Below are 16383 nucleotides of genomic sequence, written 5' to 3' on the forward strand. Positions count from 1 at the left end.
CCAACCGGTCGTACCTCGCCCTCCGTCCCTGCCCCTCGCTCCCCGCTCTCCGCCGTCGCGTTCCGGCGCCACGAGCCGGACGTCACGCTGTGGATGGAGAGCGCGATGGAGGCCTGGTCGAAGGCCCACTCCAGCATGCTGCGGTCGGGGCCCGGGGAGAGGGAGAGGGAGAGGGCCACGACGAAGGAGTGGGCCGTGCCGTCGCGGGCCAGCGAAGGCTGGGCGTGCAGGGCCGTTTCGACGCGGTGGCCGTCCCGATGCCGCAGTGCCGCCGTGCCCCTCCATTCCCGGGAGCCGGTGAGGAAGAGCCCGGTCGCCCCGGCAGCTCCCTCACCGAGGAGCAGATCTGTCGCGGCGCGCCCTACGGCCTCCGGGGCACGGTGGCCCAGCAGGCGTCGAGCGCCCTCGCTCCACCCTGTGACCACGCCGTCCAGGCTGAGGGTGACCGTCGCAACATCGGATGACCACCCGCTGTGACCGTTCCCTTGATCAAAAGTGGCCATTCTTGCTCTATTCGCGCGGTGAGGTGCCTCACAGACCCAGAGTGCGCGCCGCACAGGAATCGGACAAGTCAGATCCAGGGACCCGTACGCGTCCAGGCGTCAGACCTGCATCGCCCGGTATCTCTCACAGCGCGGTCCCCGGATCGCAGCATCCCTCACGCCGCAGCTGTTCGCTCACCGCGAGCCATTCCGCCTCGGAGGACACACCCGAGCGCCGCCCGGAGTCGAACGCGTCCACGAGGTCCGCCTGCTCGAAGCGCACACCTCCGCGCACCACCGTCACCGTACGGATCAGGCTGTCGAAGTCGGTGAAGGGGTCACCGTCCACGACCGTGAGATCGGCGAGCTTGCCCTCCTCCAGCGTGCCCAGGTCGGCGTCCGCGCCGAACACACGGGCGGGCAGCAGGGTGGCGGTGCGCAGGGTCTCGGCGGGAGACAGCCCCCCGCGGTGCAGCGCCCGCAGGGCGAGGTGCAGATGCAGCCCGACCGGCACGAGCGGCTGATCCGTGCCGAGCGCGATCTGGCCGCCGTCGCCCAGGATGCGCCGATACACGTCCACCTCCCGGTCGAGGGTGGCCAGTTGAGCGGCCGTGGGCGGCTGCCCGGCCTGCCGGCGGACCAACACGGTGTCCCACGGCGGCATCAGGGTGGTGACCCGGCGGTCCGCCGCGAGCGCGGGGTCCGCTCCCAGCAGGGCGAGCGCCGTGAACGGGGTGGCGACGAGATGGAAGCCCGCCTTGGTGTAGATCTCCTGGACGTCTTCGTAGACGCGGCCCGTGGCGGTGGTCGCGTGCCCGAACTCCAGCCGCTGCGTGGCCTGCAGATGGGTCGTCAGGTCCTGCCCGAGCTGCACGCCCGGCGTACAGAGATGGCTGCCGCTGCGCACACCGAGCCGCTCGTGCGCGAAGTCCGCCGCCTCCTTCATCACCCAGCCCGGGGCGCGGACGTACGTCTTCACGAAGTCCCAGTCCAGCGCCGCCCCGCGCGCCAGCGAGCGTCGCAGCCCTTCGGGGGTGTGGTGCGCGCGGCCCATGCTGTACGCGACGCGGGCCCCGTCGAGCAGTTCACCGGTGGCCAGCAGCCGCGGCCCGGCGAGTACGCCGGCGGCGACCGCCTCCCGGATCCGGGCCTGCTCGTAGGCGAAGCCGCCCAGGGAGACGGCGGTCGTGATGCCGTAGCCGAGTTGGAGCGCGGTCTGGCGTCCGCCGTAGGTGCTCTGCCAGGGGTGGGTGTGCGCGTCCCAGAGCCCTGGGAGCACGGTGCGGTCGCTCGCGTCGAGTCGGCGTGCGGCCGGTCGCCCGGTGCGGTGCGGGGAGACCTCCGCGATACGGCTGTCACGGATCAGGATGTCGATGTCCTCGCGGACGTCCGGTCCGGTGCCGTCCCAGAACCGGCCGGCGTGCACGAGGGTGTCGGCGGGACGGGGGCGCCGGTAGTCCAGCGGCACCTTGACGGTACGGGCCTCGCCGCTGCGGACGTCGATCAGGCGCAGGGTGCCGGCGGAGAGGTAGAGCAGGGTGTGGGCGTCGGCGGACCAGGAGGGGTGGTCGGCGGGCTCGGTGGTGAGGCGGCGCGGCTCACCGTCGGGGGTACCGTCCGGGCGGACCGGCAGCAGCCACAGAGCGGACTCGGCGACCACGGCCATCCAGCGGCCGTCCGGCGACCAGACCGGGCCGGAGTCGTAGCGGTCGGAGAGGGAGGTGTGCGGGGCGAGGGCGTGCAGGGCGGCGGTGCCGGTGGTGGTGTCGACGACCCGGATGAGGTTGTAGCCCTCACGGAAGCGCTGGTTGAGCCGGTTGCGATCGCACAGGGCGATGTACCGCCCGTCGGGGGACCAGCTGGGGCGGCCGGGCAGACCGCCCGCGCCGAGCGGTGCGACGAGGGTCCGTTCGCTGCCGTCGGGCAGGTCGCGCACGACGAGGTTGCCGGACATGTCCAGGCAGGCCAGCCGGGTTCCGTCGGGCGAGAGGGCGGCGAAGACCCGGCCGCCCTCGGCGAGCACGGTCTCCTCGCCGGAGTCGAGGTCCCGGCGCCGTACGGCGAACAGTCCGTCCCGGTCGTCGGCGAAGACCAGCCCCGTGCCGTCGGGCGTCCAGGCCGGCCCCAGCACATAGCGGGTGTGCGGGACGTGGAACACCTTGCGGGGTGCGCGCCCTCCCGACGTCCCCGCGATCCACAGGGAGTTGAGCGCGGCGAAGGCCACACTGCGGCCGTCGGGCGAGAGGGCGGGCAGATGCAGGGCGCGCACGGACCGGGTGCCGGCGCCCTCGAAGTCGTACGCCTTGCCGCGGTAGCGGGGCCGTTGCACCGGCATCTCGGCCGTGAACGGGATCTCCTCCCCCGCCGCGGGCGCCTCGGGGTCCGCGAGGCGGAAGTGGCCGTCCACCGCGAGCAGGAGCCGTTCGCCGTCGGTCCAGCGCGGCGGGGCGGGCAGGACGTCGCCGTCGACGGCGATCGGCCTGCCGTCCACGACGAGGGTGCACGAGGTGCTGGGGGCGGGCGTGGTGCGCAGATACGCGAGGCGGCCGCCGGATGAGACGGCCGGGGTCATGAGCTGGGCGCCGGAGTCGTCGGTGTGCTCGACGGTGACCGGTCCCGAACCGTCGGCGGCGACCGAGGCGACGGTGTCGGCGCGCAGGGTGCCCGTGGCGGTGACGGCCGCGCGCACGAACAGCACACGCTCGCCGTCGGCCGACCAGGTGGGGTCGAAGTCCTCCCAGGCACCGCCCTGTGCCGGGCCCTGCTGGGCGGCGCGTCCGGTGAGCCGGGTCAGCGCGCCGGAGCGTACGTCGACGACCCAGACGCGGTACGGGCTGCCGGTCACGGTGTCGCCGCCGCGCTCGGAGGCGAACGCGATCCGCGTGCCGTCCGGCGACCAGGCGGGGCCGCGGTCGTCCCAGGGCCCGTCGGTGAGCTGTCGTACGTCGCTTCCGTCGGACCGCAGCGTCCAGAGGTGGAAGCCGCCGCCGCGGTAGGCGCACACGACGAGGCGGCCGCCGTCGGGCGAGAACTGCGGGCGGGTGGGTTCGAGGCCGGGCGAGGTGAGCGCGACGGCGGTGCCACCGGTACGCGGAATCGACCAGAGCACGTTCTGCACTTCGGCGACGAGCCGGTCGCCGGCCGGGGAGAGCGTCGCGGAACCGCCGGTGGCGGCGGTCAGGGAGAGGGTGGCCGGGTGGGAGGGGGCGGCCGAGGCGGGTGGACCGGCGGCCGCGACCGCGGTGGCGGTGACACCGGCGGCCTGGAGGAATCTGCGGCGGGAGAGCGGACCGGTCCGGAAGGTGTCAGGTGTGCCGTGGGCGTCCAAGGGAGCCTCCAGTGCGCGGGTGAGGTGCCGGTCGACAAGGGCCCTTCCCCGCAGGGGCCGGTCCTGCGCCCGAACACCGTGTCAGGGAGCGGTTTTCCGCCCCCGGACACCAACCCCTCAGCTCACAGCCCGTCACGCACCCTCGCGGCGACGATCCGCACGTGGCGGTCGGCCGCCGTGCCGGAGAACTCGTTCTCGTAGTTGAGGCCGTACGGCCAGAAGTGCCCGCCACCGGTGGACAACTTGGCCGAGGAACCGTCGAACTGCCGGACGAGGGCGGTCGCCTGAGTACCCGTCCAGGTGCCGCGGCCACCGAGGGAGGACCACACCGAGCTCGTGCCCACGCCGATGCTGTGGGCGATCTCGTGCAGGGCGGTCCGCTCGGTCATGCAACTGCGGTTGCCGCCGAACAGGAGCAGGGCGGCGAGCGCTGCCGCGTCGGCGCACGCGGAACTCAGCGCACCAGGCACGGACGCTTCGCGTCGAACGTCCAGTCCTTGATCAGGTACTGCATCCCGGCGGCATCGTCACGGCCCGCCAAGGCCACCTCCTCGTGCAGTTCCTGCGCGGCCCGGAGCCGGTCGCGGTCCAGCCGGACCCCGAGGCCGGGAGTGTCCGGGACGGCGACCTCGCCGCCGGTGATCCGCGGCGGTTCGACGGTGAGCCGTTCCATGCCTTCCTGCCAGATCCAGTGGGTGTCGAGGGCGTTGTACTCGCCCGGCGCGGCGGCACCGCAGTGCGCCATCATCGCGAGCGAGATGTCGAAGTGGTTGTTGGAGTGGCAGCCCCAGGTCAGCCCCATGGCATGGCACAACTGGGCGACCCGGACCGAGCCCTGCATGGTCCAGAAGTGCGGGTCGGCGAGCGGGATGGACACCGACTGCAGGGCCAGGGCGTGGGTCAGCTGCCGCCAGTCCGTGGCGATCATGTTGGTCGCGGTGGGCAGCCCGGTGGCCCGGCGGAACTCGGCGAGGATCTCCCGGCCGGAGTAGCCGCCTTCCGCACCGCACGGATCCTCGGCATAGGCGAGCGTGCCGACGAGCGGACGGCACAGCTCGACCGCCTCGCGCAGGGACCAGGCACCGTTCGGATCGAGGGTGATCCGGGCCTCGGGGAACCGCTCCTTGAGCGCGTGTACGGCCTTCACCTCCTCGCTGCCCGGCAGGACACCGCCCTTGAGCTTGAAGTCGCGGAAGCCGTAGCGGTCGTAGGTGGCCTCGGCCTGGCGGACGATCGCCTCGGGGGTCAGTGCCTCCTCGCGCCGGATGCGGTACCACTCCGCTTCCGCGCCGGGCTCACGGACGTAGTCGAGGTCGGTGCGGCCCGGGTCGCCGACGTAGAAGAGGTAGCCCAGGACCCGTACGGCATCGCGCTGTCGGCCGTCGCCGAGCAACGCCGCGACCGGGACCTCGAGGTGCTGTCCGAGCAGGTCCAGCAGCGCCGACTCGACGGCGGTGACCGCGTGGACGGTCGTCCGCAGATCGAAGGTCTGGGCGCCGCGGCCGCCCGAGTCACGGTCGGCGAAGGTGTCGTGGACGGTGCGCAGGACGCGCTTGTAGTCGCCGACGCGGGCGCCGACGACCAGGTTCTCGGCGTCGCGGAGAGTCCGGGTGATGCCGTCGCCGCCCGGTACCTCGCCGAGGCCGGTGCGTCCCTCGGAGTCCTCGAGGACGAGGACGTTCCGGGTGAAGTACGGGGCGTGGGCACCGGAGAGGTTCAGGAGCATGGAGTCCCGGCCGGCGACGGGGTGGACGGAGAACTTCGTGACGACGGGCTGGCTCATGGCGAGGCGGGGTCCTTCTGATGAGGGAGGAGGGGGAGGTCAGACCTTCAGGGCGTCCAGCACCTGTTCCAGGACCAGTACACCCCCGAGGCCCAGGATCGCGAGTACCGTCGTGTACGTGGTGCGTGCCTTGATCGCGTCGATGACGGACAGGTTGAAGTACTCCTTGAACATCCAGAAGCCCGGGTCGTTGACGTGCGAGAAGGCGATCGACCCGCAGGAGACGGCGAGCACCATGACCTCGGCGTGGACCCCGCTTCCCGCGAGCAGCGGCAGTGCCACGCCGGAGGCGGTGACGACGGCGACGGTCGCGGAACCGAGGGCCACCCGCAGGATCGCGGCGATCAGCCAGGCCAGGATGATCGGCGAGATGGACCAGCCGTCGGTCGCGTCCTTGATGTAGTCGGATATCCCGCCCTCGACGAGGACGTTCTTGAAGGCCCCGCCCGCGCCGATGACCAGCAGGATCATCGCCATCGCCTGGGCGGCCTCCTTGCACGAGGTGCTGACCTCGTCCAGGCTGCGCCCCATGCGCGGCCCGAAGACCCAGATGGCCACGAGCAGCGTCAGCAGCAGGGCGATCGGCGCGGAGCCGATGAAGGCGACGAAGTGCAGCCCGCCGCTGTCCCCCGAGGTGGCCAGGTCGGTCACCGCGGCACCGGCGATGAGCACGACGGGCAGCAGGGCCACCGCCAGCGACCAGCCCATGCCCGGCATCTCCTCCTCCTCGAAGACCCGTTCGCTGACCAGGCCCTTGGGGATCTCGGGGTTCATCCGCCGGACGAACGGCAGGCGCGGCCACAGCAGCGCGATGAACGCGCCGACCGGGACCGCGATGAACAGGCCGTAGAACAGGGTCAGTCCGACGGAGGCGTGGAAGGTGGCCGCCACGGCCGTGGGACCCGGGTGGGGCGGCAGGAAGCTGTGCATGGTGGACAGGGCGATCGACATCGGCAGCCCCACCCAGAGGAGGTTCACCCGGGTGACCCGGACGAGGGTGAAGGCGACCGGCACGATGATCACGAAGGCGACCTCGTAGAACATCGTGACGCCGATGAGCATCGCGGACAGCACCATGGCGACCTGCACCCAGCGCGGGCCGCAGACGTCGAGGAGCTTGCCGGCGATCCGTTGCGCGGCGCCGGAGTCCCCCATCACACGGCCGACCATGGCACCGAGCCCGATGGTGAGCATCGTGTCGCCGATCTGGTCACCGATGCCCTCGGAGAGGACGTCCGGTATCTCCTCGAGGCCGATGCCGCGTACCAGGGCGACACCCACGGCGACCAGGAGGAGGGCGGCGAAGCCGTTCAGCCTCAGCTTCGTCATCAAGAAGAGCAGGGCGAGGACGCTGATCCCGACCACGACGAGCGGCATGCGTCAGTTCTCCTTTGAACTGGCAGGGCGATGAGGTGAGTTCACCGGGGCACTCTGAGAAGTCACTCCGCTGAACACGATCCTCATACAAAGACGTTGTCTACATATGAGGACGGAGGCTAGAGGGAGAAATCACCGTGGGTCAATGGGTGTGCCCGAATCGCCTTACGATCGGCCCATGTCCCAGCGCGCAGGCGTACCCGAGGTGAAGTCGGCGGTCCGTACCGTCGCGGTGCTCGAACTGCTCGCCGCGCGGGGCGAGCGGCCTGCGCGGTTGCGCGAACTCTCCGAGGCGTTGGGGGTCCCGCGCAGCAGCATGTACGCCCTCCTCCAGACCCTCGTGGAGTGCGGCTGGGTCCGCACCGACGCGACCGGTTCCCTCTACAGCGTCGGGATCCGCGCCCTGCTCACCGGGACCAGCTATCTGGACAGCGACCTGTACGTCCGCGCGGTGCGGCCGTATCTCGACGAGGCGTCGGACGCGCTCGGCGAGACCATCCACCTTGCCCGGCTGGACGGTTCGGACGTTGTCTACCTGGCGACACGGGAGTCGCACGAGTACCTGCGCACGATCAGCCGCGTGGGCAGACGGGTGCCCGCGCACGCCGGGGCCCTGGGCAAGGCGCTGCTCGCGGAGCGCGCCGACGACGAACTCCCGCTCGGTGACGAGCCGTTGAGGGTGCTCACGGCCAACACGCATACCGCTCGGGCCACTCTGCTGGCCGATCTCGCGGAGGTACGGGCGCGTGGATACTCGGTCGACCGGGAAGAGACGGTCGTCGGAATCGCCGGCTTCGGGTTCGCCTTGCGGTACGACGCGCCGGCCGTCGACGCGATCAGTTGCTCCGTGCCGGTGTCTCGGCTCACAGCGGAGCATGAGCGGCGCATCGTGGCGGTGATGCGGGAGATCCGTTCGAAGATCGAGTCGGCGGTGCCGTTCCGGGGGTAGGGGGCGCCGCCCCATTGGCCGCGAGCCACGCGAGGCGGAGCCGCGCATCCATGCAGCTTCGCGTCCCTGACAGGCACCGATATGGACTGCACTCCTGTCCGCACGGCCTCTTGCTCCTTCGGTGGCAGCACCTCCAGCGGGGCGACCGCACCCACCGCGGACCCACTGACAGCCCTCGCACCGTCCGGTCGATCACGAGCTGACGCCTGCGCGGATTCTCAACCGCCCCGCTGCCACAGGGAGATGGCCAGACCCAGGCCCGCCAGGGCGATGGCGATCCGCAACGGCCGTTCGGGGAGTCGCCGTACGACGATCGGGCCGATGCGACTGCCCAGCAGGCAACCGAGGCCCAGTGCGGCCGCGGCCGTCCAGTCGACGGGGGCCAGGAAGGCGTAGGCGACGGCGGCGGTCACGTTCGCGGCGCCGGTGGCGATGTTCTTCACCGCGTTGGTGACCGGCAGGGGCTCGTTCACGGACAGGGACAGCACCGCCAGCATCAGGACGCCGGCCGCGGCGCCGAAGTAGCCGCCGTAGAGACCCACCAGAAGGACCGCACCGGCCAGGGGGATCTTCGCCCGCGAGCCGCCGTCGCCGAACTGCGGGTGGTTCTCGGCCAGTCGGCGCAGGGGTTCCCGTACCAGGATGAGGACCGAGCCCAGGGCGATCAGCCAGGGCACGACCCGGCTGAACGCCGAAGCCGGAGTCCCGAGGAGCAGCGCCGCACCGACGGAACCGCCCGCCGCCGCGAGGATCGAGAGTCGTACGAGACGGCTGCGCTGTCCGCGCAGTTCCTCTCGCGAACCGGCCGCGGTTCCCGCCGTGTTGGCGAACAGCGCCACCGTGTTGGTCACGTTGGCCGCCACGGGAGGAAGACCCGCGGCCAGCAGTGCCGGGTAGCTGAACAGCGAGGCCAGACCCGCGATGGAACCGGCAAGCCCGGAGGCGACGCCGGCGACGGCGAGCAGGAGTGCGGAATCGGGCCCCACGCGGACTTCCCTTCTGTACGGACGCCTCATCCTCCACGGTGATCGTCTCGAATGAAAGACATCGTCTACATAGGGAGACAGCTCACGTCGGTCGCCTAGGGGCTGTCCGATGGGTCGTGTGAGCTGATCAGGGCCGTGGCTTAGGCGCAGATGAGCTTCTCCGAAGCGCCGTCGTCGGGCTCGCTGGCACTGAGAGCTCGTCGCCAATCCGCCCACCTCGCCTGCGTCGGTCGGTTGAGGAATTTGGTTGCGGTGGACCAGGCGGATGCGGTGATACTCCGGCATGAGTAGAGACGCCGAGGTCATCGTGCTCGCCCGCTGGTCGGACGAGGTGATGGAACCGCTGACCCAGGACGACCCGGAACGCACGTGGCGAGGTCGCTTCGTCCCAATAGCGGGGCAATGGGGCTACGAGTTCGGGTGGGCCATGGAGTTCGAGAAAATGCCTGCCCGCAAGGGTCTGCTCAGGCACCTGGAGTCGCTGCCGTGGCCGCGTCCGCATACGGTGCAGGTTCTGCTTCGCGACCAGGACGACGACTGCTTCGGGCTATGGATGTTCCAGGAGGGTCGGCTGGTGGAAGTCACCATTCCGCGCACCGAGCGTTTCCACCAGCCAGCACCGCCCAATGAAAACTTCGAACCCGCCCCGAGCATGCTGCTGCGCACCGACCAAAACACGGCTCTGCCCGAGCAGGCCCCGGAAGCACGCCGCGACACACGCTCACCCTGGTAGACCGAGTTCGACAGCTCGTCTTGGGACGTCAGGGCTGTCGACGCGCGCCTACTCAGCGAACTACGCCACCACTACCCAGGTGCCGATAGGCTCTGCACGAGGCGTTTCACTGCGGACGGAGCCATAGGCGGATCGCGGCCACGGTGACCGTCCCGTGGAAGACGTACGCCCGTTTGTCGAAGCGCGTGGCGACGGCTCGGAAGTTCTTGAGCCGGTTTATGGTCCGCTCGACCTCGTTGCGGCGGCGGTAGATCGTCTTGTCGAAGCCTGTGGGCCGGCCTCCTTGGCTGCCGCGGCGCCGGCGGTTGGCCCGCCGGTCTCTCGGCTCGGGGATCGTGTGTTTGATCTGGCGTCTGCGCAGGTGACGCCGATTACGGCGTGCTGAGTACGCCTTATCTCCCCCGACATGGTCGGGCCGAGTGCGCGGTCGTCCACCAGCCTGCCGGGGCACACGGATCTCTTCCAGGACGGGAATCATCTGCGGTGCGGCCCCCCACTGGCCGGGCATGATGACAAACCCGAGCGGGCGACACCCACCTCCCCCAGCAAGGTGGATCTTGCTCGTGAGCCCGCCTCGCGAGCGTCCCAGGGCCTCATCGGGACGGTGACGCGCCGGGCTCCTGCGCCGACCCGGGATCTTCGGGGCACGGGCGGAGGCACCAGCCGCGTGCTGATGAGCGCGGCAGGTCGTGGAATCGACGCTGACCATGCTCCAGACGATCCGGCCCTCGGCATCGGCGTCGGCCTGGACGGCCCGCAGGATCCTCTCCCACGTGCCGTCCGCCGACCACCTGCGATGACGGTCGTGCACCGTCTTCCAGCTACCGAAGCAGGGAGGTAGGTCCCGCCAGGGGAGACCGGTCCGCTGCCGGAACAGAATCCCGTTAATCACACGACGGTGGCATTGCCAGCGTCCACCCCGCCCGCGATTCGTCGGCAAGTGCGGCTCCAGCCGAGCCCACTCTTCATCCGAAAGATCTCCCCGCCCCATGTCCCACACGAGTGCCCAGCGGGAGCGTCACGCGACCCATCGGACACGACCTAGACTTCCTCATTCATGGAGACGTTCACGGTCCGACGTGATGATGTGACGATCCCTGTCACCGTGTCCGGCGACGGGCCACCAGCGGTCTTCGTCCCCGGCCTCAGCACCACTCAGGCCGATCTCGGTCAACTCCTGGACTCACTCCGCGACTTCTTCCGGCTCGCCACGTTCGATCTGCGCGGTCACGGGCTGAGCAGCCACGCGGCGAGCTACGACTACGCCTCGTTCGCCGCGGACACCGCAGCCGTCCTGACCTCCCTGGGCGCTCCCGGGTCAACGGTCCTGATGGGCCACTCGCTCGGGGCGGATCTCGTCCTCGACCATGCCGCAGCGCTGCCCGAGGGGCCTCGCGCACTGATCCTCATCGACGGCGCCGCCCCCACACCCCGCCCCCTCCTCACCGAGGACGAACTCACGGAGATGCACGAGAGCCTCAGCAGCGAGGAGGCCTTGCACGCGCAACGATCCCTGGCCGGGACGCCGCGACGGCAACTGCTGTCCGCCAACGACGTCATCGGCCTGCTCCGTGAAGTCGAGGCCCATCGACGGTCCTCGGCCGAGAGGCTCGACCAGGTCGACCGCCCCGTCACGATGATCATGTCCGAGACCATGGCCGGAACATCGGGAGACCGCGCCCGCGAAATCAACACGGCCTGGCGCGAGGCCGTCGACGTCCTGGCGGCGAGCCGACCGTCGATCACCGTACGCCGGGTGCCCGCCGGGCACGATCTCGTCGTCACCCATCCCGAGCAGGTCCTCGCCCACATCCTGGCGGCCGGCACACATCACTGAGGCGGCCGCGGTCTCGCCGGAGCCGGAGCCCGCAGCCCCTGCTCCCTGTCCCAAGTCCGCAGCCCGCAGCCCGCAGCCCGCAGCCCGCAGCCCGCGGGGGACTCGAGGCGAGCAGGCGGAGCTTGTCGATACGTCCTGACAAATCTATTGACATCACCAGCGGGGCATTTCATAGTACGACCACCTAGCGCGCACTAGTAACGCGCTCTAGTAGCCCGATGCGCGGCCCACACCCACGGTTGCCGCGACAACATCTCCCGCCGCACCAGGCGCTCCGAGCCGCTTGCCCGCGCTCTCCGGACCGGGCGGGAACCCCTTTGTCGACGCCGGATCCTCATTCCCCTTCGAACAGCACAGCGAGGTGCAAGGGACATGCACAGAAACCACCGAGCCGCCGCCCTGGCCGCGACCGTCCTGGCGGGCACCCTGCTCGCCGCCGGCTGTTCCAGCAGCTCCGGGGGCAAACAGTCCGAGGACGACAGCGCGGACGGCGCCTCCGCGGGCAAGGCGAGTACCCCCCGGATGACCATCGCCATGATCACCCACGCCGAGCCCGGCGACACCTTCTGGGACCTCATCCGCAAGGGCGCCCAGGCCGCCGCCGCCAAGGACAACATCAAGCTCGTCTACTCCGCCGACCCCAGCGCCGGCGCCCAGGCCAACCTCGTCCAGAACGCCATCGACCAGAAGGTCGACGGCATCGCCCTGACCGCAGCCAAACCCGACGCCATGAAGGCCGTCGTGGCCAAGGCCGAGAAGGCCGGCATCCCGGTCACCGGCTTCAACTCCGGCCTGGACGACTGGAAGCAACTGGGCATGCTGGAGTACTTCGGCCAGGACGAGAACATCGCCGGTCAGGCTTTCGGTGAACGCCTCAACACCCTGGGCGCCAAGCACGCCCTGTGCGTCGTCCAGTCCCAGGGCCAGGTCGCCCTGGAATCCCGCTGCGCGGGCCTCGCCAAGGGCTTCAAGGGCAAGACCGACAAGATCTACGTCACCGGCACCGACATGCCCTCCGTGAAGTCCACCATCACCGCCAAACTCCAGCAGGACTCCAGCATCGACCAGGTCGTGACCCTCGGCGCCCCCTTCGCCCTCACCGCCATCCAGTCCATCAAGGACGCCGGCAGCAAGGCCAAGGTCGCCACCTTCGACCTCAACAAGGACCTTGTCGCCGCCGTCCAGAACGGATCCATCGAGTTCGCCGTCGACCAGCAGCCCTATCTGCAGGGCTACCTCGCCGTCGACGCCCTGTGGCTCTACAAGAACAACGGCAACGTCAGCGGCGGCGGAACCGCTCCGGTACTGACCGGCCCGGCGTTCATCACGAAGGACAACGCCGACACCGTGGCCAAGTTCGCCGCGAAGGGCACCAGGTGATGGGTATGACCCAGCATGCCGAGCCGGCGGTGACGACACCGCCGGCCTCCGGCCCGGGCAAGGTCACGGACGGCCGGACCGCGGAACGACCGCTCGCGCTGCGCCTGTTGGCGCGTCCCGAGGTGGGGGTGTTCCTGGGTGCGGTGGCGGTGTGGATCTTCTTCCTGGTCGCCGCGCCGCCGGTGCGGGACGGCAGTTCGATGGCGAACATCCTGTATCAGTCCTCCACCATCGGGATCATGGCGTTGCCGGTGGCGCTTTTGATGATCGGCGGGGAGTTCGACCTGTCGTCGGGTGTCGCGGTGATCACCTCGGCGCTGACCGCGAGCATGTTCGCCTTCCAGCTGACGTTGAACGTGTGGGCGGGCATCGTGGTGGCGCTGCTGGTGGCGCTGGCGATCGGGTTCCTCAACGGCTGGCTGGTGGTCAGGACCGGCCTGCCCAGCTTCCTGATCACGCTGGGCACGTTCCTGATCCTGCAGGGCGTGAACCTGGCGGTGACCAAGCTGGTGACCGGGAATGTGGCCACCGACGACATCAGTGACATGGACGGCTTCGACCAGGCCAAGAAGGTCTTCGCGAGCTCCTTCGACGTGGGCGGCGTCCAGATAAAGATCACGATTGTGTACTGGCTGGTGTTCGCCGCGCTCGCCACCTGGGTGCTGCTGCGCACCCGGTACGGCAACTGGATCTTCGCGGTGGGCGGCAACAAGGACTCCGCGCGGGCGGTGGGCGTGCCGGTCACCTTCACGAAGATCTCCCTGTTCATGCTGGTCGGCTTCGCGGCCTGGTTCGTCGGCATGCACAACCTGTTCTCCTTCAACACCGTGCAGTCCGGCGAGGGCGTGGGCCAGGAACTGATCTACATCTCCGCGGCGGTGATCGGCGGCTGTCTGCTGACCGGCGGCGCGGGCTCGGCGATCGGCCCGGTCTTCGGCGCGTTCATGTTCGGCATGGTCCAGCAGGGCATCGTCTACGCCAACTGGAACCCGGACTGGTTCAAGGCCTTCCTCGGCGTGATGCTGCTCGGCGCCGTCCTGATCAATCTGTGGGTCAGCCGCACCGCGACCCGGAGGTAACCGCACCATGACAACGACCCGCGAGGGCACTCTCACCAGCACCACGGAAGCCCAGGACGACACACCGGTCGTCGAGCTGAAGGCCGCCGGCAAGGCGTACGGCAACATCCGCGCCCTGCACGGGGTCAGTCTGAAGGTGCACCCCAGCCAGGTGACCTGTGTGCTGGGCGACAACGGCGCCGGCAAGTCCACCCTCATCAAAATCATCTCCGGCCTGCACCAGCACACCGAGGGCGAGTTCCTCGTCGACAACACCCCGGTACGCTTCTCCACCCCGCGCGAGGCCCTCGACAAGGGCATCGCGACCGTCTACCAGGACCTGGCCGTGGTCCCGCTGATGCCGGTGTGGCGCAACTTCTTCCTCGGCTCCGAGATGACCAAGGGCCCCTGGCCGGTCAGGCGCCTGGACATCGAGCAGATGAAGAAGACCGCCGACCACGAGCTGCGCGAGATGGGCATCGTCCTGGACGACCTGGAACAGCCCATCGGCACCCTCTCCGGCGGCCAGCGCCAGTGCGTGGCCATCGCCCGCGCCGTCTACTTCGGCGCCCGCGTGCTGATCCTGGACGAGCCGACCGCCGCGCTGGGTGTGAAGCAGTCCGGTGTGGTGCTGAAGTACGTGGCCGCGGCGCGGGACCGGGGTCTTGGGGTCATCTTCATCACCCACAACCCGCACCACGCCTACATGGTCGGCGACCACTTCAGCGTGCTGCGCCTGGGCACCATGGAACTGTCCGCCGCCCGCGACCGGATCACCCTGGAGGAGCTCACCAACCACATGGCCGGCGGCGCCGAACTCGCCGCCCTCAAGCACGAGTTGAGCCAGGTCCGCGGTGTCGACACCGAAGCCCTCCCCGAGGAGCAGGACCTCACCGCACCCGTGGCCGCCACCGGCGAGGGGAAGTCCTGAGATGACGGCCCCACTCGACCGTGGACCCCCAGGGAGCCTACGAGAGCTCTCGGCTCTTCTTGACGAGATGGAATCCGGAGACGATCCGGTGGACGCCGTAGAACATCGGCACCCAGACAACGAATTGGACGCCCCCGCCCTGGGCTTGCCCGAAGGTGACGACGGCGACGAGCAGCCCCCCGATGAACCACGCAGCACCGAACTCGACGGAGCGCCTGCCCCTCGCCTCCAGTACGGTCCGTTGCTCCGGGGAGACGCCGTGGGGCGCGGCGGGCGAACTCCTGCACGGCCGTGTGCCGTTGTCGGTCAATCCGGTTCCTGAGTCGATGGACGTGTCCTGGCCGGGCGGCCTCCTCCGCGGCCTCGGACGGCGTGGGCCGACCGGTCGGACGGTCCCCCGCGCCATCCGACCGGCCATCGGTTGTACAAGCGGGCACGCTACAGTCCCGCAGCCGACGCGGTCTTGGACAAATTTGCACTCGTGGAGAGAGCCATCGCCCCCTCCACGCGTCGCGCGGCCACCATCTGCCCGGGCGTGGTCCCGGCGATCGCCCGGAACTCCCGGTTGAGATGCGCCTGGTCGTAGAAGCCGCAGGCCGTGGAGATCTCCGTCAGACTCGTGGCCCCACGACCGAGCAACGCCACGGCGTGCCGGAAGCGCAGCACCCGGGCGGACGCCTTGGGGGTGAGCCCGATCTGCTGGGTGAACCGGCGGGTCAAGTATCCCTGGCTCCAGCCCACTTCGGCGGCGATACGGGCGATCGGGACCGCCCCCGCGCTGCTGGCGAGCAACTGCCAGGCCCGTCGCACCTCGGGCGTGGGCTGCGGGCCGTACTCGAGTCGGGCGAGCAGCGCCGCGTCCAGCAGGTCGAACCTGGCGGCCCAGTCGGGAGTGGCCGCCATCCGCTCCACCAACACCTCGGCTTCGGGCCCCAGAACGTCCCGTATCCCGACGGCCAGATTCGTCAACTCGCTCATCGGCAGGCCGAACAGCCGGTAGGCCCCCAGTGGCGTGAACTCCACCCGGATCGCCTCCTGGCCGCCGGGATGCGTACAGATCGCGGGCCGGTCCTCCAGCCCCACCACCAGCGACCCGATGTTCCCGCTGCCCGCGTCCGGCACGCCCAGCCGCCGCACCTGCGAGAACGGCTCCGCGAGACTGATCAACAGGGTCGCGCGCCCCGTCGGCACCAACCGTGCCTCGTACGGTGTGGTCACCGCTTCCCAGTAGCCGACGTAACTGCGTAAGTACGGCCGTAACCCCGGATGCCAGGGCCGGGTCACCCGCCACAGCCCACCGAGCCGCGTGACCTCGACCGGACCCGCCCCGGCCATGACACCACGTGCACCAGGCACCACCAGGAGCGCTCCTCTCGCCCTCAAGGAACCGCCCTGAGCCAACCGCCTGGCAGCTCCGTGCTTTCCAGCATCCAACGCCACCGCACCGGACTCACGAGTAACCCAGTGAATGTGCATGCGGATGGGTGCAGATCTGATGACGGTGGACTTCCAGCCCGTGGTGGTCATCGGGCCCGACGG

The 16383-nt window shown here is 69.9% G+C and carries 13 protein-coding genes and 2 pseudogenes; 6 read left to right on the top strand and 9 right to left on the bottom strand.

Translation table 11 applies throughout. The annotated features are described in order from the left end of the window. The 5 genes and pseudogenes from ACIBJB_RS28755 to ACIBJB_RS28775 form a co-directional block, all read right to left on the bottom strand. Positions 1 to 425 (bottom strand): annotated as a pseudogene (locus ACIBJB_RS28755) (PAS sensor protein); the annotation flags it as partial. Positions 426 to 627: 202 nt separating this feature from the next. Continuing rightward, the gene (locus ACIBJB_RS28760) at positions 628 to 3810 is read right to left on the bottom strand and encodes an amidohydrolase family protein (RefSeq protein WP_398934558.1); all 3183 of its coding nucleotides are present in this window, start codon (positions 3808 to 3810) and stop codon (positions 628 to 630) included. A 122-nt stretch (positions 3811 to 3932) separates the two neighbouring features. Then, positions 3933 to 4214 (bottom strand): annotated as a pseudogene (locus tag ACIBJB_RS28765) (hypothetical protein); the annotation flags it as partial. Positions 4215 to 4264: 50 nt separating this feature from the next. Then, a complete protein-coding gene (locus tag ACIBJB_RS28770; RefSeq protein ID WP_398934560.1) occupies positions 4265 to 5593 on the bottom strand; it encodes an enolase C-terminal domain-like protein in 1329 nt (442 codons plus the stop codon). A gap of 39 nt (positions 5594 to 5632) precedes the next feature. Then, on the bottom strand, positions 5633 to 6970 hold the full coding sequence (locus tag ACIBJB_RS28775) for a gluconate:H+ symporter (RefSeq protein WP_398934562.1): 1338 nt from the start codon (positions 6968 to 6970) through the stop codon (positions 5633 to 5635). Positions 6971 to 7148: 178 nt separating this feature from the next. Here ACIBJB_RS28775 and ACIBJB_RS28780 point away from each other — a divergent pair, with 178 nt between their 5' ends. Beyond that, positions 7149 to 7919 carry an IclR family transcriptional regulator gene (locus ACIBJB_RS28780; RefSeq protein ID WP_398934564.1) on the top strand — a complete coding sequence of 257 codons (771 nt, stop codon included), beginning with the start codon at positions 7149 to 7151 and terminating at the stop codon, positions 7917 to 7919. Positions 7920 to 8137: 218 nt separating this feature from the next. Here ACIBJB_RS28780 and ACIBJB_RS28785 read toward each other — a convergent pair whose 3' ends face one another. Then, positions 8138 to 8905 carry a sulfite exporter TauE/SafE family protein gene (locus ACIBJB_RS28785; RefSeq protein ID WP_398934566.1) on the bottom strand — a complete coding sequence of 256 codons (768 nt, stop codon included), beginning with the start codon at positions 8903 to 8905 and terminating at the stop codon, positions 8138 to 8140. Positions 8906 to 9188: 283 nt separating this feature from the next. On the opposite strand from ACIBJB_RS28785, the gene ACIBJB_RS28790 reads away from it, so the two are divergent. Further along, positions 9189 to 9638 (top strand): hypothetical protein, encoded by a 450-nt coding sequence (locus ACIBJB_RS28790; RefSeq protein WP_398934568.1) that lies wholly within the window; start codon positions 9189 to 9191, stop codon positions 9636 to 9638. Between the two features lie 106 nt (positions 9639 to 9744). Here ACIBJB_RS28790 and ACIBJB_RS28795 read toward each other — a convergent pair whose 3' ends face one another. Beyond that, complete coding sequence (locus tag ACIBJB_RS28795) at positions 9745 to 10629, bottom strand: IS5 family transposase (RefSeq protein WP_398934570.1); 885 nt, start codon at positions 10627 to 10629, stop codon at positions 9745 to 9747. Positions 10630 to 10695: 66 nt separating this feature from the next. On the opposite strand from ACIBJB_RS28795, the gene ACIBJB_RS28800 reads away from it, so the two are divergent. The 4 genes from ACIBJB_RS28800 to ACIBJB_RS28815 all read left to right on the top strand — a co-directional run bounded on the left by ACIBJB_RS28800 (position 10696) and on the right by ACIBJB_RS28815 (position 14844). After that, positions 10696 to 11475 (top strand): alpha/beta fold hydrolase, encoded by a 780-nt coding sequence (locus tag ACIBJB_RS28800; RefSeq protein ID WP_398934572.1) that lies wholly within the window; start codon positions 10696 to 10698, stop codon positions 11473 to 11475. 372 nt (positions 11476 to 11847) lie between these two features. Then, positions 11848 to 12855, top strand: a complete 1008-nt coding sequence (locus tag ACIBJB_RS28805; protein ID WP_398934574.1) for a substrate-binding domain-containing protein — start codon at positions 11848 to 11850, stop codon at positions 12853 to 12855. Continuing rightward, positions 12855 to 13934 carry an ABC transporter permease gene (locus tag ACIBJB_RS28810; protein WP_398930323.1) on the top strand — a complete coding sequence of 360 codons (1080 nt, stop codon included), beginning with the start codon at positions 12855 to 12857 and terminating at the stop codon, positions 13932 to 13934. The genes ACIBJB_RS28805 and ACIBJB_RS28810 overlap by 1 nt, the downstream gene beginning before the upstream one ends. 7 nt (positions 13935 to 13941) lie before the next feature. Continuing rightward, on the top strand, positions 13942 to 14844 hold the full coding sequence (locus tag ACIBJB_RS28815; RefSeq protein WP_398934576.1) for an ATP-binding cassette domain-containing protein: 903 nt from the start codon (positions 13942 to 13944) through the stop codon (positions 14842 to 14844). A gap of 37 nt (positions 14845 to 14881) precedes the next feature. On the opposite strand, the gene ACIBJB_RS28820 is transcribed toward ACIBJB_RS28815, so the two are convergent. Beyond that, positions 14882 to 15154 (bottom strand): hypothetical protein, encoded by a 273-nt coding sequence (locus ACIBJB_RS28820; RefSeq protein WP_398934578.1) that lies wholly within the window; start codon positions 15152 to 15154, stop codon positions 14882 to 14884. A gap of 128 nt (positions 15155 to 15282) precedes the next feature. After that, entirely contained in the window at positions 15283 to 16203 is a 921-nt protein-coding gene (locus ACIBJB_RS28825; RefSeq protein WP_398934580.1) for a helix-turn-helix domain-containing protein, read from the bottom strand. Positions 16204 to 16383 lie beyond the last annotated feature (180 nt).

The organism is Streptomyces sp. NPDC050759, assembly GCF_044456945.1.
In the GTDB taxonomy this organism is placed as follows: Bacteria; Actinomycetota; Actinomycetes; order Streptomycetales; family Streptomycetaceae; genus Streptomyces.

Excerpts from the sequence above, each read along its gene's own strand:
- ACIBJB_RS28770 (WP_398934560.1), bottom strand. The coding sequence starts at position 5,593 with ATGAGCCAGCCCGTCGTCACGAAGTTCTCCGTCCACCCCGTCGCCGGC.
- ACIBJB_RS28775 (WP_398934562.1), bottom strand. The coding sequence starts at position 6,970 with ATGCCGCTCGTCGTGGTCGGGATCAGCGTCCTCGCCCTGCTCTTCTTG.
- ACIBJB_RS28780 (WP_398934564.1), top strand. The coding sequence starts at position 7,149 with ATGTCCCAGCGCGCAGGCGTACCCGAGGTGAAGTCGGCGGTCCGTACC.
- ACIBJB_RS28790 (WP_398934568.1), top strand. The coding sequence starts at position 9,189 with ATGAGTAGAGACGCCGAGGTCATCGTGCTCGCCCGCTGGTCGGACGAG.
- ACIBJB_RS28795 (WP_398934570.1), bottom strand. The coding sequence starts at position 10,629 with ATGGGGCGGGGAGATCTTTCGGATGAAGAGTGGGCTCGGCTGGAGCCG.
- ACIBJB_RS28800 (WP_398934572.1), top strand. The coding sequence starts at position 10,696 with ATGGAGACGTTCACGGTCCGACGTGATGATGTGACGATCCCTGTCACC.
- ACIBJB_RS28805 (WP_398934574.1), top strand. The coding sequence starts at position 11,848 with ATGCACAGAAACCACCGAGCCGCCGCCCTGGCCGCGACCGTCCTGGCG.
- ACIBJB_RS28810 (WP_398930323.1), top strand. The coding sequence starts at position 12,855 with ATGGGTATGACCCAGCATGCCGAGCCGGCGGTGACGACACCGCCGGCC.
- ACIBJB_RS28815 (WP_398934576.1), top strand. The coding sequence starts at position 13,942 with ATGACAACGACCCGCGAGGGCACTCTCACCAGCACCACGGAAGCCCAG.